Source organism: Amycolatopsis sp. lyj-108, from assembly GCF_046549005.1.
Classification (GTDB): domain Bacteria; phylum Actinomycetota; class Actinomycetes; order Mycobacteriales; family Pseudonocardiaceae; genus Amycolatopsis.
In genome coordinates this window covers 159,429-179,339 of the sequence record NZ_JAJPWQ010000011.1, presented here as the reverse complement: position 1 = coordinate 179,339, position 19,911 = coordinate 159,429, and the positions used below count along the sequence as shown (strand labels likewise).

At 68.9% G+C, this 19,911-nt stretch carries 15 protein-coding genes; all 15 read left to right on the top strand.

The features are described 5' to 3' along the window. Positions 1–59: 59 nt before the first annotated feature. The 15 genes from ACLJO0_RS33195 (at position 60) to ACLJO0_RS33125 (ending at position 19,907) form a co-directional block, all read left to right on the top strand. On the top strand, positions 60–1,070 hold the full coding sequence (locus tag ACLJO0_RS33195) for a GlxA family transcriptional regulator (protein ID WP_410582918.1): 1,011 nt from the start codon (positions 60–62) through the stop codon (positions 1,068–1,070). 10 nt (positions 1,071–1,080) lie between these two features. Then, positions 1,081–2,283: an ROK family protein gene (locus ACLJO0_RS33190; RefSeq protein ID WP_410582916.1), complete on the top strand. Its 1,203-nt coding sequence runs from the start codon at positions 1,081–1,083 to the stop codon at positions 2,281–2,283. Between the two features lie 327 nt (positions 2,284–2,610). After that, a complete protein-coding gene (locus ACLJO0_RS33185) occupies positions 2,611–3,834 on the top strand; it encodes an ROK family protein (protein ID WP_410582914.1) in 1,224 nt (407 codons plus the stop codon). After that, complete coding sequence (locus ACLJO0_RS33180; protein WP_410582913.1) at positions 3,831–5,333, top strand: sugar ABC transporter ATP-binding protein; 1,503 nt, start codon at positions 3,831–3,833, stop codon at positions 5,331–5,333. Before ACLJO0_RS33185 ends, ACLJO0_RS33180 begins: the two co-directional genes overlap by 4 nt. A 35-nt stretch (positions 5,334–5,368) precedes the next feature. Then, a complete protein-coding gene (locus ACLJO0_RS33175) occupies positions 5,369–6,343 on the top strand; it encodes an ABC transporter permease (RefSeq protein ID WP_410583129.1) in 975 nt (324 codons plus the stop codon). Positions 6,344–6,365: 22 nt separating this feature from the next. Beyond that, positions 6,366–7,418: a substrate-binding domain-containing protein gene (locus tag ACLJO0_RS33170; protein WP_410582911.1), complete on the top strand. Its 1,053-nt coding sequence runs from the start codon at positions 6,366–6,368 to the stop codon at positions 7,416–7,418. A 42-nt stretch (positions 7,419–7,460) separates the two neighbouring features. Then, the gene (locus tag ACLJO0_RS33165; protein WP_410582909.1) at positions 7,461–8,630 is read left to right on the top strand and encodes a Gfo/Idh/MocA family protein; all 1,170 of its coding nucleotides are present in this window, start codon (positions 7,461–7,463) and stop codon (positions 8,628–8,630) included. Positions 8,631–8,751: 121 nt separating this feature from the next. Further along, on the top strand, positions 8,752–9,909 hold the full coding sequence (locus ACLJO0_RS33160) for an inositol-3-phosphate synthase (protein ID WP_410582907.1): 1,158 nt from the start codon (positions 8,752–8,754) through the stop codon (positions 9,907–9,909). Next, positions 9,906–10,754, top strand: coding sequence for an SCO3242 family prenyltransferase (locus tag ACLJO0_RS33155; RefSeq protein ID WP_410582905.1), 849 nt, complete (start codon positions 9,906–9,908; stop codon positions 10,752–10,754). Before ACLJO0_RS33160 ends, ACLJO0_RS33155 begins: the two co-directional genes overlap by 4 nt. Further along, positions 10,751–12,175, top strand: a complete 1,425-nt coding sequence (locus ACLJO0_RS33150; protein ID WP_410582903.1) for an EboA domain-containing protein — start codon at positions 10,751–10,753, stop codon at positions 12,173–12,175. Before ACLJO0_RS33155 ends, ACLJO0_RS33150 begins: the two co-directional genes overlap by 4 nt. A 3-nt stretch (positions 12,176–12,178) precedes the next feature. Then, complete coding sequence (locus tag ACLJO0_RS33145) at positions 12,179–13,042, top strand: TatD family hydrolase (protein WP_410582902.1); 864 nt, start codon at positions 12,179–12,181, stop codon at positions 13,040–13,042. Next, positions 13,039–14,112, top strand: coding sequence for a metabolite traffic protein EboE (gene eboE / locus ACLJO0_RS33140; RefSeq protein ID WP_410582901.1), 1,074 nt, complete (start codon positions 13,039–13,041; stop codon positions 14,110–14,112). The genes ACLJO0_RS33145 and eboE overlap by 4 nt, the downstream gene beginning before the upstream one ends. Further along, on the top strand, positions 14,109–15,482 hold the full coding sequence (locus tag ACLJO0_RS33135; protein ID WP_410582899.1) for an alkaline phosphatase family protein: 1,374 nt from the start codon (positions 14,109–14,111) through the stop codon (positions 15,480–15,482). The genes eboE and ACLJO0_RS33135 overlap by 4 nt, the downstream gene beginning before the upstream one ends. Before the next feature lie 328 nt (positions 15,483–15,810). Next, positions 15,811–18,903, top strand: a complete 3,093-nt coding sequence (locus ACLJO0_RS33130) for a ThuA domain-containing protein (protein ID WP_410583128.1) — start codon at positions 15,811–15,813, stop codon at positions 18,901–18,903. After that, entirely contained in the window at positions 18,903–19,907 is a 1,005-nt protein-coding gene (locus tag ACLJO0_RS33125; RefSeq protein WP_125796266.1) for a sugar phosphate isomerase/epimerase family protein, read from the top strand. The genes ACLJO0_RS33130 and ACLJO0_RS33125 overlap by 1 nt, the downstream gene beginning before the upstream one ends. Positions 19,908–19,911: the final 4 nt, after the last annotated feature.

Below are 19,911 nucleotides of genomic sequence, written 5' to 3'. Positions count from 1 at the left end.
GTGCGCCCGCCGGTTCGGACAGGGGCGAGATCGCCACATCATCGGGTAATCTCGCCATCATGGTGACCGCGCAGCGCGTCGGAGTGCTCGCCTATCCGGGATGTTTCGCTTCGGAGGTTTTCGGGGTTCCCGATCTCCTCACGATGGCCTCGCATGTCGCCGCGACCGAGGATCCTTCGTACGAGGTCTCGATCCTGTCGCCGAGGCGGCGCGTGGTCGCCTCCGGCGGTGCGGTGATCACGGTTTCGCCGGTACGGCCGGTCGATGTCCTGGTCGTCCCCGGGTTCGAGCTGTCGCCGGGGCTCGACCTCGATACGAGACTCAGGTCGCTGCGCCCGGAAATCGAAGCCATCAAATCCGCTTCGGAGGCGGGAGTCGCGGTGGTTTCGATCTGCGTCGGCGCGTTCCTGCTGGCCGACGCCGGCCTGCTCGACGGGCGGCGGTCGACGACTTCGTGGCTTTTCGCCGGACGGCTGGCCGATCGCTGCCCCGGCACCGAGGTCCACCCGGACGAACTCGTGGTCACCGACAGCGGGGTGACCACGACGGGCGCGTTCAGCGCGATGTACGACTTCGCCATCGGGCTCATCCGTGAACACCACGGCGGCCGGGTCGCTCGCGCGACCGCGCGGATCGCCCTCGTCGACGACGCGCGGTCGAGCCAGGCGCCGTATGTCGACGCGGATCTGTTGCCCGCCACCGGCAGGGAGTTCTCCCAAGGCGTCAAACGCCGGCTGGACCAGAACATGCGCGAGCGGTACGACCTCGGACTGCTCGCCACGACGTTCCACGTCAGCGCGCGAACCCTCCTGCGGCGATTTCGTGGCGAGACCGGCAAAACTCCGCTCGGCTACCTTCAGGAGGCGCGGGTGCGGCGGGCGAAGCATCTGCTGGAGACCACGGAGCGAACGGTCGCCGGAATCGCCGCCGATGTCGGCTACCGCGATCCCGGGACGTTCAGCGCGGTCTTCGCCCGGCTGACCGGCCACCGGCCGCGGGACTACCGCGCGATGTTCAGGCGAAGCCGGGTGTCCACAGGCATTCGGGACACGAAGTGGACAACACCGTAGGCTCGGCTGAATGAGCACGGCATCCACCACGGAGCATCCGATGGTCGAAACCCGGCACCAGACCCAGTTGCTGACCCTGCTGCGGGATGAGGGGCCGATGTCCCGGGTCGAACTGGGGGAACGGCTGGAACTGCCGCGTGCCCGGGTGGGTGCCGAGGTCGCGCGGCTCGCCGAGGTCGGCCTCGTCGAAACCGCGGGACCGTCGGCGAGCCGGGGCGGCAGGCGGTCCACGCTGGTGCGGCTGGCGGGAGACCTGCGCGTGCTCTCCGTCGACGTCGGCGCGACGTCGGTCGGGGTCGCCCTCACCGACGCTTCGTGCGAGGTGCTGGTGCACACCGTCGAAGACTGCGACGTCCGGCAGGGGCCGCACGTCGTGCTCAAACGCATCGCCGCACTGGCGGAGAAGATCCGCGAAGAGGCGCCGGGCAAACTGATCGCCGCCGGGATCGGCCTCCCGGGGCCGGTGAGTTTCGCCGAGGGCATGGCGGTCGCGCCGCCGATAATGCCCGGCTGGGACCGGTTTTCCGTACGCGACCATCTCGGCGGGCTGCTGGGCTGCCCCGTCACCGTCGACAACGACGTGAACTCGATGGCCCTCGGGGAACGGCACGCCGGCGTCGCCCGCTCCACCGACGACCTGGTGTTCGTCAAGATCGGTACCGGTATCGGCTGCGGCATCGTGCTGGGCGGCAAGGTGTACCGCGGCGTCGCCGGCACCGCGGGCGACATCGGGCACATCCGGCTCGACGACTACGGGCCGACCTGCGCCTGCGGTGAGACAGGCTGCCTCGAGGCGTACTTCGGCGGCGCCGCGCTGGCCCGGGACGGGCTGACGCTCGCGCGCAGCGGCCGGTCGGCGTACCTCGCCGACGTCGTCGCCGACCGCGGCGCGATCACCGCCGCGGACGTCGGCCGTGCGGCGGCGTCCGGCGACTTCGGCGCGGTCAACCTGATCCGCGACGGCGGACGGCGGCTCGGACAGGTGGTCGCCTCGCTGGTGAGTTTCGTGAACCCGGGCATGGTCGTGATCGGCGGCGGCGTGGCGCAGCTCGGGCATCAGCTGCTCGCCGAGATCCGCAGCTCGGTCTACCGGCGGTCGCTGCCGCTCGCGACCGGGAATCTGCCGATCGTGCTGTCCGAGCTGGGCGACACCGCGGGCGTCATCGGGGCCGCTTGGTCCGCTACGGACCGGGCCTTCACGCTCAGTAGCTGAGGCGCTCTCTACGTTGTGCAATGAAAGGCTCTTTCCTTGCAAATTTTGCAAGGAAAGAGCCTTTCCTGGCGCGCGCGAGGGTGGGTCCAGGGAGCGCTGAGTGACCGCTCGGCGGTACGTTGGGCACTCACCTGATTCCGATTAGTAACGTCAAGATCGTACAGACTTTTGCTCATCAAGTACGAAAGTCTGTGCGGTTCTGGACGGCTATTCGGGTGACGGCACCCATTTCTGTCCTGTTGTCACCTTGACGAGTGACAGAAGCCACCCTACTTTCGCTGGCTAAGTAACAAAGTTTGTTACGGCCGATTCGTAAGTGAGGGCAGTGTGGCCGCGACTGAATCCGGGCAGCTCGACCCGGTCAGCCCACGCACGGCGAACCTCGCCGCGCTCCTGCGGGCGTTGCGTGTGGGGCCGCTGTCGCGTACCCAGCTCGCGGCGCGCTGCGGGCTCACCAAGGCGGCCGTCTCCGGGTTGATCACCGAGCTGTCCGATCGCGGTCTCGTCCGGTCCGCCGGACTCCAGGGCGGCGGCAACGGCAGGCCCAGCCAGCTGGTCGAGCTGAACGGTGCCAGCGCCTGCGGGCTCGCGCTGAGCGTCGAGGCCGACCGGTTCGCCGCCGTCGTCACGAATCTCGACGGTCGCGTCGTCGCCGAACGCACGGAGACCGCCGACGTCGCCGCGCTCGGGCTGCACCGGAGCATGGACGAGCTCGCTTTCCTCGCCAGGCAGGTGCTGCTCGACGACCAGCCGGTCGGGGTCACCGTCTCGGTGCCGGGACTGGTCGATTCGGCCGCCGCCGTGCTGCGGTTCGCGCCGACCCTGCGCTGGCGCGACGCCGAGATCGCCGACCTCCTCGCCGCCCGGCTCGGTCTGCGGGCCGACGCCATCGCGGTCGACAACGAGGCCAACCTCGGCGCGATCGGCGAGGCCGTCGCCGGAGTCGGGCAAGGCGTGCGGGAGCTCTTCTACCTCAGCGGCGGGACGGGTGTCGGCGGCGGGCTCGTGTCCGGCGGCGCGCTTCTGCGCGGTGCCAGGGGTTTCGCGGGCGAGGTCGGGCATATCACCGTCGACCCGTCCGGCGAACAGTGCCAGTGCGGCCGGGTCGGCTGTCTGGAGACCAAGGCCGGGCTCAACGCCGTCCTGCGCGTCGCCGCCTCGCCCGGCGACCCGCTGCACGATCCCGCGCTCGGCGTCGACGGCCGGGTCGGGCTGCTCAAGCACCGCGTGCAGCGGGGTGACCAGCGCGCCGTCGCGGCGGTCTCGGAACTCGGGGTCGCGCTCGGCATCGCGGTGTCCACTGTGGTCGATGTGCTCGACCCGGACGTCGTGGTGCTCGGCGGCTACTTCGCCGCACTGGGCGAATGGCTGGTCGAGCCGGTGCGCCGCGAACTGTCCGCGCGGCCGCTCGGGCACGAGCCCGCTTGCCGTGTCGAGCCGTCGCCGCTGGGCACCACCGCCCCGCTGCGCGGCGCCGCGCACCTTGCCACCGAACGGCTTTTCGCCGACCCGACGCTAGTTCCCTTCGAGACCGAGGAGGCTCCGGCATGACCTTGCTATCCGTCCGGGGGATCGTGAAGACCTTCCCGGGGGTGCGTGCACTCGACGGCGTCGATTTCGACGTCGAAGCCGGCGAGGTGCACTGTCTGCTCGGCCAGAACGGCGCGGGCAAGTCCACGCTGATCAAAACGCTCGCCGGGGCACACCGTCCCGACGGCGGCGAGATCTCCTGGCAGGGCGAGCCGGTCACGCTGGCCTCGCCGGTCGCCGCGCTGAAGATCGGCATCGCGACCATGTACCAGGAACTCGACCTGGTGCCCGGGCTTTCCGTGGCGGACAACATCTTCCTCGGCCGCGAGCGCGCGTCGTTCGGGTTCACGCGGATCAGCGAGTCCCGGAACAAGGCCGCGAAGCTGATGGCCCGGCTCGGGCATCCCGAGATCACGCCGTCGACCGAGGTCGGCAAGCTGTCCGCCGCCGGTCAGCAGCTGGTGTCGATGGCGCGGGCGCTCGCGTACGACGCGAAGCTGCTGGTGATGGACGAGCCCACCGCGGCGCTGGCGGGGGAAGAGGTCGACAACCTGTTCCGCATCGTCGGCGAACTCACCGCCGAGGGGGTCGCGATCATCTACATCTCCCACCGGCTCGAAGAACTGCGCCGGATCGGGCACCGCGTCACCGTGCTCAAGGACGGCAAGACCGTCGCCACCGGCCTCGACGCCAAGGAGACCCCGACCGCCGACCTCGTCGCGCTGATGGCGGGCCGCAAGGTCGAAACCGTGTTCGGTCCGCGCCATCAGGAGCACGTGGACCCGGACAAAGAGGTCCTCAAGGTGGAGAATCTGACCACCATCGGCGAGTTCGAGAACGTGAACTTCACCGTGCACGCCGGTGAGGTCGTCGGGATCGCGGGCCTCGTCGGCTCGGGCCGCAGCGAACTGCTGGAGACGATCTTCGGGGCGCGCAAACAGGACACGGGTTCGGTGTCGGTCGACGGCGAACCGGTCCGGCCGGGCAGCGTGTCCGCGGCGGTCAAGGCCGGGATCGGCCTGGCGCCGGAGGAACGCAAGAGCCAGGGGCTGCTGCTGGACCTGCCCGTGGTGCACAACGTGACCCTGGCGAGCCTGAGCAAGTACGCGACGTTCGGTTTCACCGAGCGGGGCAGGGAACTCGACGACGCCGGGGAAAGCCTGCGGCGCCTCGATCTCCGGCCTGCCGACCCGCACCGCATCATCCGCACGCTGTCCGGCGGCAACCAGCAGAAGGCGGTCCTCGCTCGCTGGCTGGTCCGTGGCTGCCGGGTCCTGCTGCTGGACGAACCGACCCGCGGGGTCGACGTCGGCGCGCGGGCGGAGCTGTACCGGCTGATCGAGGAACTGGCCGCGACCGGCGTCGCGATCGTGCTCGTCAGCAGCGAGATCCCCGAAGTACTCGGACTGTCCGACCGGGTGCTGGTGCTGCGTGAAGGACGTGTCCTGGCTGAAAAGCCGTCTGCGGAGCTGACAGAGGCGGATGTGCTCGACGTGATTCTCGAGGGGAGTGCGGCGTGACCGACCAAGCCGAATCGGTGCGTACGGGACCCGCCGTGGAACCTGTACCACCCAAAGAAAAGCGAAACTTCTCGCTAGACACCCGGCTGCTCGGGCTGGCCGGGGTACTGGTCATCCTGTGCATCGTCGGCCAGGTCACGAGGCCCGACCAGTTCTTCACCGACGGCAACATCTCCACGATCCTGCGGCTCGCCGCGGCCATCGGGGTGGTCAGCGTCGGGATGACGTTCGTGATCATCGCCGGCGGCATCGACCTCTCGGTCGGGTCGATCGTCGCGCTCTCCAGTGTCTGGCTGACCACGCTGGCCACCCAGTCCTATGGCCCGTTCGTGATGATCCTTTGTGGACTCCTGGTCGGCCTCGGCTGCGGGCTGATCAACGGGATCCTGGTCTCCTACGGGAAGATCGTGCCGTTCATCGCGACATTGGCGATGTACGTCTCGGCCCGCGGGCTCGCGGAACGCATCAGCGGCCGCCGCACGCAGGTGGTGGCGGAAGCGGGTTTCCTGGACTTCTTCCGCGGTGACCTGCTCGGCATCCCGGTGCTGATCTGGATGTTCGCGCTGGTGTTCGTGGTCGGCTGGGTGCTGCTGAACCGCACCACGTTCGGCCGTCGCACCTTCGCCGTCGGCGGCAACGCCGAGGCGTCGCGGCTGGCGGGCATCAACGTCAAACGGCACACCGCCCTCGTCTACGGCGTCGCCGGCCTGTGCTGCGGCATCGCCGCGCTGATGGTCGTCGCCCGCACCACCGCGGGCGCCTCGACCAACGGCATGCTCTACGAACTCGACGCCATCGCGGCGGTCGTCATCGGCGGCACGCTGCTCACCGGCGGCCGCGGCTCGCTCATCGGCACCTTGATCGGCGTGCTGATCTTCACCGTGCTGTCCAACATCTTCACGCTCAACAACCTGGACACCGACATCCAGAACATCGCCAAGGGCGTGATCATCGTCCTGGCCGCGCTGCTGCAGTTCCGCTCCGTCAAGAAGACAAAGACGAACACTTGATCACCGTGGATGGAGAGTCGTCATGACCGAACAATCCCTGCACCGCCGCCGTTTCCTGCTGGGAGGCGCGGCCGTCGGAGCGGGTGCGCTGCTGACCGCGTGCACCTCGAACGAGGCACCGGCGCAGAACAACGCGGCCAACGTGGCCAACGCCGGGGCGAACTCGCAGCCCGGGACCCCGGTCACCATCGGGTTCTCGGCTCCCGCCGCGGACCACGGCTGGATGGCGGCCATCACCAAGAACGCCCGCGCGCAGGCGCAGAAGTTCAGTGAGGTCACGCTCAACGCGACCGAGGGCACCAACGACGTCAACCAGCAGATCTCCCAGGTGGAGACGCTGATCAACGCCAAGGTCAACGTGCTGGTGATCCTGCCGTTCGACGGCAAGGCGCTGACCGCGGTCGGCCAGCAGGCGATGGACGCCGGTATCCAGGTGATCAACCTGGACCGCGTCTTCGACACCCCGCTCGCGTACCGCACCTGGATCGGTGGCGACAACTACCGCATGGGCGTCAACGCCGGGAACTACATCGCCCAGCAGATGAAGGCGAAGAACGTCGCGAGCCCCGTCATCGGCGAGGTCGCGGGCATCGACTCCCTGCCGCTGACCCAGGAACGCAGCAAGGGTTTCAAGGACGCCTTGGCGCGTCAGGGTTTCCAGGTCGGACCGCGGGTATCGGCGCAGTTCACCCCGGAGTCCGGCGAGCAGCAGACCTCGAACCTGCTGCAGTCCGCGCCGAAGCTGGACGCCCTCTGGAACCACGACGACGACCAGGGCGTCGGCGTCATCGCGGCGATCAACAACGCCAACCGCAAGGACTTCCTGATGGTCGGCGGCGCGGGTTCGAAGAACGCGATGAACCTGATCAAGTCCGACGCCGAGCCGCTGAAGGCGACGGTGCTCTACAGCCCGTCGATGGCGTCTTCGGCGATCTCGCTCGCGCGGCTTCTCGGCCAGGGCAAGGGGGCAGGCGACTTCGCCGAGCACGAGATCCCCGCCGAGATCACCACGTACTCCGCGGTGGTCACCAAGGAGAACGTCGACAAGTACATGGACGTCGGCTTCGACTCGTAAACCCGCGTACCCGACAGACGCAAGCGGAGACATAGGAGGGGCATGAGCACGGCAAAGGAAACGATCGGGATCGGCATGGTGGGCCACGCGTTCATGGGTGCGGTGCATTCGCACGCGTGGCGCAGTGTGCACCGGTTCTTCGCGCCACCGCTGATCCCGAGACTCGCCGTGCTCGGCGGCCGTGACGAGGTGCGGACGAAGGCCGCGGCGGAACGGTTCGGCTGGGAAGACGTCGAGACGGACTGGCGCGCGCTGATCGCCCGTGACGACGTCGACCTCGTCGACATCTGCACGCCGGGCGACAGTCACGCCGAGATCGCGATCGCCGCGCTCGAGGCGGGCAAGCACGTGCTGTGCGAGAAGCCGTTGGCCAACACCCTCGCCGAGGCCGAAGCGATGGCCGAGGCGGCGGCGAAGGCGCGGGCGAACGGCGTCCGGTCGATGGTGGCCTTCAACTACCGCCGGGTGCCCGCGCTCGCGCACGCCAGGAAACTGGTCGCGAGCGGGGCGCTCGGCGAGCTCCGCCACGTGCGGTCGGTGTATCTGCAGGACTGGCTGTCCGACGCTCAGGCGCCGATGACCTGGCGGCTGCACAAGGACAAGGCGGGCTCGGGTGCGCTGGGCGATCTCGGCGCGCACATCGTCGACGCCGCCCAGTTCGTCACCGGCGAGACGATCACCGGGGTGTCGGCGCTGACCAACACCTTCGTCAAGGAGCGGCCGGACGGCGACGGCGGCACGGGCCAGGTCACCGTCGACGACACCGCGTTGTTCCTCGGCCGGTTCACCGGCGGCGCGGTGGCGAGTTTCGAGGCGACCCGGTTCGCGCTGGGCCGCAAGAACGCGATGCGGCTGGAGATCAACGGGTCGAAGGCGAGCCTCGCGTTCGACTTCGAGTCGATGAACGAACTGTCCTTCTTCGACGGCGGCCAGCCTGCCACCGAAGCGGGGTTCCGCCGGATCCTGGTCACCGAACCCGAGCACCCGTACGTCGGGGTCTGGTGGCCGCCGGGGCATCTCCTCGGCTACGAGCACACCTTCACCAACGAGGTCGCCGACCTGCTCACCGCGATCGGCGACGGCACGGATCCCGAACCGTCCTTCGAGGACGGGTTGAGGGTTCAGCAGGTCTTGGCGGCGGTCGAGCGCAGCGCCTCCGAAGAGGCGCGCTGGACGGCTGTGCCCGGCGTCACCACGAAGGGAAGTAACTGAGGGAGAGATTCAGCCGAAAGTCGCATGACGGCTATCACTGCGACTTGGTTCGATCCGGAAACGTCCGACCATCCGATGGTGAACACAGTTGGCGTTTTCGGGTTTTGGGAAAGGTGGAGAAATGCCTGCTCACGAGCGTACGGGCATCTGGTTGATCGGGGCGAGGGGGTCTGTGGCCACCACGGCCGCGGTAGGGCTCCTCGCCCTCCGCGCGGGGGTGACGGGCGGTGGCGGCTGCGTCACCGATCTGCCCGCGTTCGCCGGGGTTCCGTTGCCGGGCTGGGACGATCTGGTCCTCGGCGGGCACGACATCGCGCATACACCGCTGGAGAAGCGGGCCGAGCAGCTGGCGCACGCCGGTGTGTTCGGGCACGCGGTGTTCTCCGCGGTCCGGTCCGGGCTGGCCGAGGTGGACGCCGAGATCCGCGACGGCTACCACCCGGCGGCACACACCGGTGCCCAGGCCGACGCGGCCGCCCGGCTGACGGCGGACATCCGAGCTTTCGCCGACCGGCACGACCTCGCGCGGGTCGTCGTGGTCAACGTGTCCTCCACCGAGGCCCCCTGTCCCCACCTGCCCGAACACGACGACCTCGACGCGCTCGAAGCGGCCTTGGCGGACCCGACGCGGGCCGTGCTCCCGTCGAGTTCCCTCTCGGCCTACGCGGCACTGAAGGCGGGAAGCCCGTACGTCGAGTTCACGCCGTCGGCCGGGATCACCCTGCCCGCGCTGCGGCAGCTCGCCGAGCGGGAAGGCCTGCCGTACGCGGGTTGCGACGGCAAGACCGGTGAGACGCTGCTGCGCACGGTCCTCGCGCCGATGTTCAGCGCGCGGGCGTTGAAGGTCCGCTCCTGGGCGGGCACCAACCTGCTCGGCGGCGGCGACGGAGAGACCCTGGCCGACCCGGTGACCGCGAACAGCAAGCTGGAATCGAAGGCCCGCGGGCTCGCGGCGCTGCTCGGCGAGGACGTCACCGCGCCGCTGCACATCGACAACGTGCCCGACCTCGGCGAGATCAAGACCGCGTGGGACCACGTGTCGTTCGAGGGTTTCCTCGGCGCGCGCATGAGCCTGCAGTTCACCTGGACCGGCTACGACTCCGCGCTCGCGGCGCCGCTGATCCTCGACCTCGCTCGCCTGGTCACCACCGCGCACGCCGCGGGCCAGACCGGCGCGCTGACCGAACTCGGCTTCTTCTTCAAGGATCCGCTGGGCAGCGACGAACACCGGTTCGCCGAGCAGACCGCCCGCCTGATCAGCTGGGCGGGAACCCTGTGAAGGCTTACGTGGAACTCGTGCGGGCGCCCGCCGCGCTGACGGTGCTCGGCGACACGGTCGCCGGATCCGCCGCGGCGGGGCTCAAGATGACCGGGCGACGGCTGCTGCTGCCGCTGTCCTCGGTCGCCTTCTACTGGGCCGGGATGGCCCTCAACGACTGGGCGGACCGGAAGCTCGACGCCGTGGAGCGTCCCGAGCGGCCGATCCCGTCCGGGCGGGTGAGTGCCGGCGCGGCGCTCACCACCGGGGCCGCGCTGACCGCTGCCGGACTTGGCCTGGCAGCGCTCGGCGGCGGCCGGCAGGCGATGCGGGTCGCGGTCCCGCTCGCGGGCGCGGTGTGGGCCTACGACACCGTGCTCAAACCGACCCCGGCCGGACCGGTGGCGATGGCGGCCTGCCGCACCCTCGACGTCCTGCTGGGCGCCGGCGACTCTCCGAAGAAGGCTCTCACCGCCGCGGCGGCGGTCGGCGTCCACACGCTCGGTGTCACGGCGTTGTCCACCGGGGAAGTGCACGGCGCGAAACCGGGGACGGCTCGTGCCGCACTGGCCACCAGCTGCGCGGCGACAACGTTGGCATTGACCGGACCGGCACGGGGCGGCTGGCATCGCGCGGCCTCGATGGCGGCGGGTTCGGGTTACGCGGGCCTGGTCGGGAGGGCACAGGCGGACGCCGTCCGTGACCCGTCGGCGAAGTCCGTGCGCTCGGCGACGAAGTCCGGCATCCACGGCATGGTCCCGCTCCAGGCGGCGATCACGGCCAAGGGCTCGGTACTGGGGGCCGTGCTGGTCGCGGCCGCGCTGCCGATCGCCCGCAAGCTGTCGCGGAAGGTGAGCCCCACATGACGTTCTCGCTGGGATACGGCACCAACGGCTTCTCCAACCACCGCCTCGACGACGCCCTCGCGATCATCGCCGACCTCGGGTACACCGGGGTGGCGCTGACGCTGGACCACGACCACCTCGACCCGTTCGCCGACGATCTGGCGCGACAGGTCGACCACGTGGCCTCGCGGCTTTCGGCGCTCGGCCTGAACCGCGTCGTCGTCGAAACCGGCGCGCGGTACCTGCTCGACCCGTGGCGCAAGCACTCGCCGACCCTGCTGTCGGACGACCCCGCGCTCCGGATCGACTTCCTGGAACGGGCCATGCGGATCGCCGGGGACCTCGGTGCCGACTGCGTTTCGTTCTGGTCCGGTGTGTCGATTTTGGACAGCACAGGGGACAAGGATGTCGCTTGGTCCCGGTTGCGCGAGGGGGTCGCGGCGGTACTGGAGCACGCCGCGCGGCTGAACGTGCGGCTGGCGATGGAACCCGAACCCGGCCACCTCGTACAGCATCTGAGCCAGGTCCTCGACCTGCGCAAGGAACTCGGCGAGCCGGAGCTGTTCGGCGTCACGCTCGACGTCGGGCACTGCGTCGCCGTCGAGCCGGTGAACGCGGCCGAGTGCGTCCGCCTCGCCGGTCCGCTGCTGTGGAACGTGCAGCTGGACGACATGCTGCCGAGAGTCCACGAGCATCTGGAGTTCGGCGACGGGCACCTGGATCTGCCAGGGACGCTCGCCGCGCTGGCGGAGATCGGCTACACCGGGCTGGCCGCGGTCGAACTGCCCCGGCACAGCCACGCGGCGCCGGACACCGCGCGGCGGGCTTTCGAGGCGCTCACCGAGGCGATGCCGCAGACGTGGTCGGCCAAGGCGGAACGCCGGATCCGGGAGAAGCCGTCGGTGATCGGCTCGATCTTCCCTGCCGTCGGCCGCGAGGTCGGCCGTGCCGCGCTGCGGCCGGACAGCGATCCGCAGGGCCTGGTCCACGGCACCGTCGACGACCGGGCACGGGTCCGGCTCGTGACTGTCTTGGCGGACGTCCTCGGCGACGCCGCGCTGGCCGCGGAACTGCGCGATCTCTACCGCTACGGCGACGACGCCGAGCGGCGCGGGGTCCTGCGGGCGCTCAACTCACTGGAGTCGCCGGGCGCCGAAGTCACCGATGCCGGGATCAAACTGGTCGAGGACGCCTTGCGCGCCAACGACATCAGGTTGGTCGCCGCCGCCATGGGTGCCTTCGCCCGGTTCCTGGACGACCACACCTGGCGCCACGGCGTCCTCAAATGCGTCTTCGTCGGTGTGCCGCTGGCCGCCGTCGCGGATCTCGAATCCCGCGCGGACGCCGAGCTGAGGCGCATGCTCGCCGACTTCGCCGACGAACGCAGGGCGGCCGGACGTGACGTACCCGCCGACGCCCTCGAACTCCTCAAGGAGAACTAGCCAGTGCGCATCTTCGATCCCCACATCCACATGTCCTCCCGGACCACCGACGACTACGAAGCCATGTACGCGGCCGGTGTCCGCGCGCTGGTCGAGCCGGCGTTCTGGCTGGGGCAGCCGCGCACCAGCGTCGGCTCGTACACCGACTACTTCGACGCGCTCATCGGCTGGGAACGGTTCCGCGCCGCCCAGTTCGGCATCCGGCACCACTGCACGATCGCGCTGAACCCCAAGGAGGCCAACGACCCCCGCTGCCGCGAGGTGCTCGACGTGCTCCCGAGGTACCTGGCCAAGGACGGCGTGGTCGCGGTCGGCGAGGTCGGCTACGACTCGATGACCAAGGAAGAGGACGAGGTCTTCTCGCTGCAGCTCGCGATGGCGCTGGAGCACGACCTCCCCGTCCTGGTGCACACCCCGCACCGGGACAAGCTGGAAGGCACCAAGCGCACCCTCGACGTCGTCCGTGAGGCCGGTGTCGCGCCGGAGCGTGTGGTCGTCGACCACCTCAACGAGGTCACCGTCAAGCTGGTCAAGGATTCCGGTGCCTGGATGGGCTTCTCCATCTACCCGGACACCAAGATGGACGAGCACCGGATGGTCGAGATCCTGCGCCAGTACGGGCTGGACAACATGATCGTCAACTCGGCCGCCGACTGGGGCCGCTCCGATCCGCTGAAGACCGCCAAGACCGGCCAGGCGATGCTCGACGGCGGGTTCACCGAGGCCGACGTCGACAAGGTGCTGTGGCAGAACCCGGTCGACTTCTACGGCCTGAGCGGCAGGCTCACCCTCGACCCGTTGCCCGGTTTCACCGGCGAGGCGGCGACGTTCGAGGGCAACTCGGTCCTGCGAGGTGCCCGCAAATGATCTCCTACTGTACGAACGTCCATCCCGCCGAAGACGTCGACGGCATCGTCGCGCAGCTGGAGCGGTACGCGCTCCCGGTGCGTGAGCGGCTGGGCGCCGATCGGCTCGGCGTCGGACTGTGGCTTTCCGCGCCGGTCGCGCGCGGGCTCGCCGAAGACACCGGTGCACGTAAGCGTTTCCGTGCCGAACTCGACGCCCGCGGGCTTTCGGTGTACACGCTGAACGCGTTCCCGTACGGCGGTTTTCACGACGACGTCGTCAAGCACGCGGTCTACCGTCCTGAGTGGACGAATCCCGACCGGGTCGCGTACACGATCGACTGTGTGAACGTGCTCTCCGATCTGCTCGCCGAGGACGCCACATACGGCAGCATTTCCACCTTGCCGCTCGCGTGGCGCGAGCCGTGGTCCGAGCACGACGACCGCCGTGCGGCCGAGGCCTTCGCCGAGGTCGTCCTGGCGATCGGTGACCGGCCGATCAAGCTGGCCGTCGAGCCTGAGCCCGGTTGTGTGCTCGACACCGTGGCAGACGCGCTCGGCTGGCTTTCCGGCCGCGTCGACCCGGAGTACGTCGGGCTGTGCCTGGACACCTGTCACCTCGCGGTCTCGTTCGCCGACCCGGCGGAGACACTGGCCGCGATCGCGAAGTCCGATGTGGACATCGTCAAGGTGCAGGCCTCCGCCGCGTTGCACGTCGAAGATCCCGCCGAAGCTCGTGAGGCGTTGGCCGCGTTCGCGGAACCGCGTTACCTGCACCAGGTCCGGGAGCTCGGCGCCGACGGTGTCGTGCGCAAGGCCGACGACCTGCCCGACGCGTGGACCGACCTGCCTGGTGACCGGCCGTGGCGCGTGCACTTCCACATGCCGCTGCACCAGGCCCCGGCCGCGCCGCTGTCCACCACCACGGACGTCCTGCGCACCGTCGCCGCCGGGCTGACGGGCGATCCGCATATCGAGGTCGAGACCTACACCTGGAGCGTGCTCCCGGACGCGGGCGACCTCGTCGGCGGAATCGCCGCGGAACTCGAATGGGCACAGGCGAACCTCGTCAAGGAAGGGGTTTCCGCATGAAGCCGCTGGTCGTCATCGACGTCGTCGGGCTGACCCCGAAGGCGTTGCGGGACATGCCGAACCTGTCCGCCGTCGCCCGCGACGGCTGGCAGGCGGAACTGGGCACGGTGCTGCCCGCGGTCACCTGCAGCGCGCAGTCGACGTTCCTCACCGGGCTCATGCCCGCGCAGCACGGGATCGTCGGCAACGGCTGGTACTTCCGCGAGCTGGGCGAGATCTTCCTGTGGCGTCAGCACAACCGGCTCGTCGACGGCGAAAAGCTGTGGGAGACCGCGCGGGCGGCGCATCCCGGTTACACGTCGGCGAACGTCTGCTGGTGGTACGCGATGGGGATGAGCACCGACGTCACGGTGACCCCGCGGCCGATCTACCACGCCGACGGCCGCAAATCGCCGGACGCCTACGTGCGGCCGCCCGAGCTGCACGACCAGCTGACCGGCGCGCTGGGGGAGTTCCCGCTGTTCCAGTACTGGGGCCCGACCGCGTCGATCAAGTCGAGCAAGTGGGTGATCGGCGCGTCCCGGCAGATCCTGCGGGAGAAGCGCCCCGACCTGCTGCTGACCTACGTCCCGCATCTGGACTACGACCTGCAGCGCTTCGGACCCGACGCGCCGCAGGCCGCGTTGGCGGCACGGGAACTGGACGACGCGCTCGCGCCGCTGCTCGACGACGCCCGCAACGCCGGGGGGACCGTGGTCGCGCTCAGCGAGTACGGGATCACGAACGTCAGCAGGCCGGTCGACATCAACCGCGCGCTGCGGCGTGAGGGCCTGCTGGAGGTCTACACCCAGGCGGGCATGGAGTACCTCGACCCGTGGGCGTCGCGCGCGTTCGCCGTCGCCGACCACCAGGTCGCGCACGTCTACGTCCGCGACTCCGCCGACGTGGAGCGGGTTCGCTCGATCGTCGGCGAACTGACCGGCGTCGACGAGGTGCTCGACCGCGAGGCGCAGGCTCGTTATGGGCTGGACCACGAGCGCGCCGGCGACCTCGTCGCGGTCGCCGAGCCGGACTCGTGGTTCACCTACTACTACTGGCTCGACGACGAGCGGAAGCCCGACTTCGCGCGCGGCGTCGAGATCCACCGCAAACCGGGCTACGACCCCGCCGAGCTGTTCTTCGACCCGGAGGACAAGTTCGCCAAGGCGCGGGCCGGGCTCAACCTGGCGAAGAAGTTCGCCGGGCTCCGGTACGCGATGGACGTCGTCCCGACCGATCCGCGCTGGGTGCGCGGCTCGCACGGACGGCTGCCGGACTCCGCCGAGGACGGTCCGGTGCTGCTGTGCTCCGATCCGGCCTTCCAGCCGTCCGGACGTGTGGGGGCGACGGACGTACATCCGCTGCTCCTTTCCCTGCAAGGCCTGAAGTAGAGGAGGTGGCGGGGTGGTGTGGTCGGTGCGTGTCGCGAAAGCCACTTTCGCGACGCCTGACGTCCCGAAAGTGGCTTTCGCGACACCTCGAATCGGCTCAGGCCCAGCGAGCCGCCCGGTCCAGCTGGTCGTGAGTGGCAAGTGACGTTCTAACGACACTTACCACTCACGACCAACGCGCCCCACCACCCACCGCCGCCCTCCCCTCCCACCCCTCCCCCCGGAAAGGACGCTCCACCCGCATCCCCTTCCTTGATCGCCGCCGCTCATCGAAAGGATCGCTACTGCTATGTCCTTGAAACGACGACTAGGCGTGCTCGTCACGTCGATGGTCACGGCTCTGACAGGCGTCGCGCTACCGCTGCAAACCGCATCGGCGCATGAAGCGGCGACGGTGCTCGTGTTCTCCAAGACCGCGGGCTTCCGGCACGATTCGATCCCCGACGGGATCAAGGCGATCAAGGAACTGGGTGCGCAGAACCACTTCGGGGTCGAGGCCACCGAGGACGCGGCGGCCTTCACCGACGCGAACCTCAAGCGCTTCAACGCGGTGGTCTGGCTTTCCACCACCGGTGACGTGCTGAACGCGGAGCAGCAGGCCGCGTTCGAGCGGTATGTGAAGGGAGGCGGCGGGTACGTGGGCGTGCACGCCGCCTCCGACACCGAGTACGACTGGCCTTGGTATGGCGAGCTGGTCGGCGCGTACTTCAAGTCCCACCCGCAGATCCAAAAGGCGGACGTCAAGGTCGAAGACCACGACCACGTGTCCACTCATGCCCTGCCGGAGACGTGGCCGCGCACCGACGAGTGGTACAACTACCGCGAGAACCCGCGCAGCAATGTCCACGTGCTCGCGAGCCTGGACGAGAAGAGCTACCAGCCCGGCGACGGCGCCATGGGCGATCATCCGATCGCCTGGTGCCACGAGAACTCCGGCGGCCGCTCCTGGTACACCGGTGGCGGGCACACCAAGGAGTCCTACGCCGAACCGGCTTTCCGCAAGCATCTGGCGGGAGGCATCAAGTACGCCACCAAGCTGAGCGCGGCAGGCTGCGCCGAGCAGACCGAGGAACAGCCGGTCGACGCGGACTTCGACCAGATCACCCTCGCCAAGGGCGAAGAGAAGACCGGCGAGCCGATCGCGCTTTCCGTGCTGCCCAACCGCGACGTCCTGCACACCTCGCGCGACGGCCGCGTCTGGTACACCAGTTCCGGCGCCACCACGAAGCTGGCCGCGACGATCCCCGTCTACAACCACGACGAGGACGGCCTCCAGGGTGTCGCCATCGACCCGGACTTCGCGAAGAACCGTTGGGTGTACCTGTACTACGCGCCCAAGCTCAACACCCCTGCCGGTGACGCCCCGCAGAACGGCACCCCGGCGGACTTCGAACCCTTCAAGGGCTACAACCAGCTCTCGCGGTTCAAACTCACCACCGACAACAACCTCGACCTCGCCAGCGAGCAGAAGATCCTCCAGGTCCCGGCCGAACGCGGCATCTGCTGCCACGCCGGCGGCGAGATCGACTTCGACGCACAGGGCAACCTCTATCTGTCCACAGGGGACGATTCCAACCCGTTCTCTTCCGACGGCTACACCCCGATCGACGAACGTGCCGACCGCAACCCGGTCTACGACGCGCAGCGCACCTCCGGCAACACCAACGACCTGCGCGGCAAGGTGCTGCGGATCAAGGTCGGGGCGAATGGCAAGTACACCGTCCCCAAGGGCAACCTGTTCCCGCGCGGCACGGCCAAGACCAAGCCCGAGATCTACGCGATGGGCTTCCGCAACCCGTTCCGGTTCGCCGTCGACCGCAAGACCGGCTGGATCCACCTCGCCGACTACGGCCCCGACGCGGGTGCGGCCGACCCCCAGCGCGGTCCCGGCGGCACGGTCGAGTTCAACCTGATCAAGAAGCCGGGCAACTTCGGCTGGCCGTATTGCGTCGGCGACAACCAGCCGTTCATCGACTACGACTTCGCCACCAAACAGTCCGGCGCCGCGTTCGACTGCGCCAAACCGAAGAACACCAGCCCGCGCAACACCGGGCTGACCGATCTGCCGCCGGTCGAAAAGGCGTGGATCCCCTACGACGGCGGTTCCGTTCCCGAGTTCGGCACCGGTCCCGAGTCGCCGATGGGCGGACCGGTCTACCAGTACGACGCGAAGAACCCGTCGCAGACCAAGTTCCCGGAGTACTTCAACGGCAAGACCTTCGCCTACGAATGGGAACGCAGCTGGATCAAGGAGATCACCGTCGGCCCGAACGGTGAACGCGGCGCCATCAAGCCGTTCTTCGACTCGATGGACCTCGTCCGCCCGATGAACGTCGAGTTCGGCCCGGACGGCGCGATGTACGTCCTCGACTACGGCACCGGTTACTTCGGTGGCTCCAAGGAATCCGCCGTCTACCGCATCGACTACACCAAGGGCCGCCGGACGCCGGAGGTCAAGGTGGCGGCGGACAAGACGTCCGGACAGGCACCGCTGACCGTGAAGTTCGACCCGGCCGGGACGAACGACCCCGACGGCCAGGCACTGACCTACGCCTGGGACTTCGACGGCAACGGCACCACCGACTCCACCGAGGCGGCTCCGGTTTCCCACACCTACGCCGCGAACGGCCAGTACACGGCGAAGCTTTCAGTCACCGACTCCACCGGGCTGACCGGGGCCGCGAGTGTGGTGGTCACCGTCGGCAACACCGCGCCGGTGGTCACGCTGAAGACGCCGGTCAACGGCAGCGTGTTCAGCTTCGGGGACACGGTCCCGTTCAAGGTCGAGGTCACCGACGCCGAAGACAACCCGATCGACTGCTCGAAGGTCACTGTCGAGTACATCCTCGGCCACGAGGGACACGGGCATCCGCTCAGCCGCGCGACCGGCTGTGAAGGCACCATCGCCACACCCGCCGACGAGGGCCACGGCGCGGACGCCAACGTCTTCGGCGTCATCAACGCCAGCTACACCGACAACGGCGCCAACGGCGTTCCGGCGCTCACCGGCGAGGCGGAGTCCCTCCTGCAGCCCAAGCTGAAGCAGGCCGAGTTCTACACCCAGTCCAGCGGGATCGAGGTCGTCGGGCACGACGGCGCCAGTGGCGGCAAACGCGTCGGCCACATCGAAGCCGGTGACTGGATCAAATTCGACCCGGTGAACCTCGTGGGTGTCCGCGGCATCGGCTACCGGGTCTCCTCCGGCGGCGCGGGCGGCACGATCGAGGTCCGCTCGGGCGCGGTGGACGGGCCGCTGGTCCAGACGGTCACCGTCGCCAACACCGGCGGCTGGGACACCTATGCCGACATCCCGGCCTCCGCCATCACCGACCCCGGCGGCACCGGCCCGTTGTTCCTCGTGTTCAAGGGCGGTTCCGGCGGCTTGTTCGACGTAGACGCGATCACCTTCGAGGAGAACTGATGAGTCGTCCGATCACCTTGTTCACCGGTCAGTGGGCGGATCTCCCGTTCACCGAGGTGTGCAGGCTCGCGAGCGAATGGGGCTACGACGGCCTCGAGATCGCTTGTTCCGGCGACCATTTCGAGGTCGACCGCGCACTGTCCGAAGAGGACTATGTACCCGGCCGCCTGAAGCTGCTCGCCGAGCACGGCCTCAAGGTGTGGGCCATCTCCAACCACCTCGTCGGCCAGGCCGTCTGTGACGACCCGATCGACGAACGCCACCAGGCCATCATCCCGTCCAGGGTGTGGGGCGACGGTGAACCGGAAGGCGTCCGGCAGCGGGCGGCGAAGGAAATGGCCGACACCGCCCGCGCGGCGGCGAAACTCGGTGTGGACACGGTGATCGGCTTCACCGGTTCGAAGACGTGGAAGTACGTCGCGATGTTCCCGCCGGTGTCGCAGGCGGTCATCGACGACGGCTACACCGACTTCGCGAACCGGTGGAACCCGATCCTCGACGTCTTCGACGAGGTGGGCGTGCGGTTCGCCCACGAGGTCCACCCGTCGGAGATCGCGTACGACTACTGGACCACGAAACGTGCGCTCGAAGCTGTCGGCGACCGTCCGGCATTCGGGCTCAATTGGGATCCTTCGCATTTCATCTGGCAGGACCTCGACCCGGTCGGCTTCATCCTCGACTTCGCCGACCGGATCTACCACGTGGACTGCAAGGACACCAGGAAGCGGTTCGACGGACGGAACGGACGGCTCGGCTCGCATCTCCCCTGGGGAGATCCCCGACGCGGCTGGGACTTCGTTTCGACCGGGCACGGCGACGTGCCTTGGGAGGACTGCTTCCGCGCACTGAATTCGATCGGTTACGCCGGTCCGATCTCGGTGGAGTGGGAGGACGCCGGCATGGACCGGCTCCGGGGCGCGGCGGAAGCCGTGACCTTTCTTCGGGGGCTCCTGTTCGACAAGCCGTCGGCGGCCTTCGACGCGGCTTTCAGCAACCAGAAGTGAGGGC

Excerpts from the sequence above, each read along its gene's own strand:
- ACLJO0_RS33195 (WP_410582918.1), top strand. The coding sequence starts at position 60 with ATGGTGACCGCGCAGCGCGTCGGAGTGCTCGCCTATCCGGGATGTTTC.
- ACLJO0_RS33190 (WP_410582916.1), top strand. The coding sequence starts at position 1,081 with ATGAGCACGGCATCCACCACGGAGCATCCGATGGTCGAAACCCGGCAC.
- ACLJO0_RS33180 (WP_410582913.1), top strand. The coding sequence starts at position 3,831 with ATGACCTTGCTATCCGTCCGGGGGATCGTGAAGACCTTCCCGGGGGTG.
- ACLJO0_RS33170 (WP_410582911.1), top strand. The coding sequence starts at position 6,366 with ATGACCGAACAATCCCTGCACCGCCGCCGTTTCCTGCTGGGAGGCGCG.
- ACLJO0_RS33165 (WP_410582909.1), top strand. The coding sequence starts at position 7,461 with ATGAGCACGGCAAAGGAAACGATCGGGATCGGCATGGTGGGCCACGCG.
- ACLJO0_RS33160 (WP_410582907.1), top strand. The coding sequence starts at position 8,752 with ATGCCTGCTCACGAGCGTACGGGCATCTGGTTGATCGGGGCGAGGGGG.
- ACLJO0_RS33150 (WP_410582903.1), top strand. The coding sequence starts at position 10,751 with ATGACGTTCTCGCTGGGATACGGCACCAACGGCTTCTCCAACCACCGC.
- eboE (WP_410582901.1), top strand. The coding sequence starts at position 13,039 with ATGATCTCCTACTGTACGAACGTCCATCCCGCCGAAGACGTCGACGGC.
- ACLJO0_RS33135 (WP_410582899.1), top strand. The coding sequence starts at position 14,109 with ATGAAGCCGCTGGTCGTCATCGACGTCGTCGGGCTGACCCCGAAGGCG.
- ACLJO0_RS33130 (WP_410583128.1), top strand. The coding sequence starts at position 15,811 with ATGGTCACGGCTCTGACAGGCGTCGCGCTACCGCTGCAAACCGCATCG.
- ACLJO0_RS33125 (WP_125796266.1), top strand. The coding sequence starts at position 18,903 with ATGAGTCGTCCGATCACCTTGTTCACCGGTCAGTGGGCGGATCTCCCG.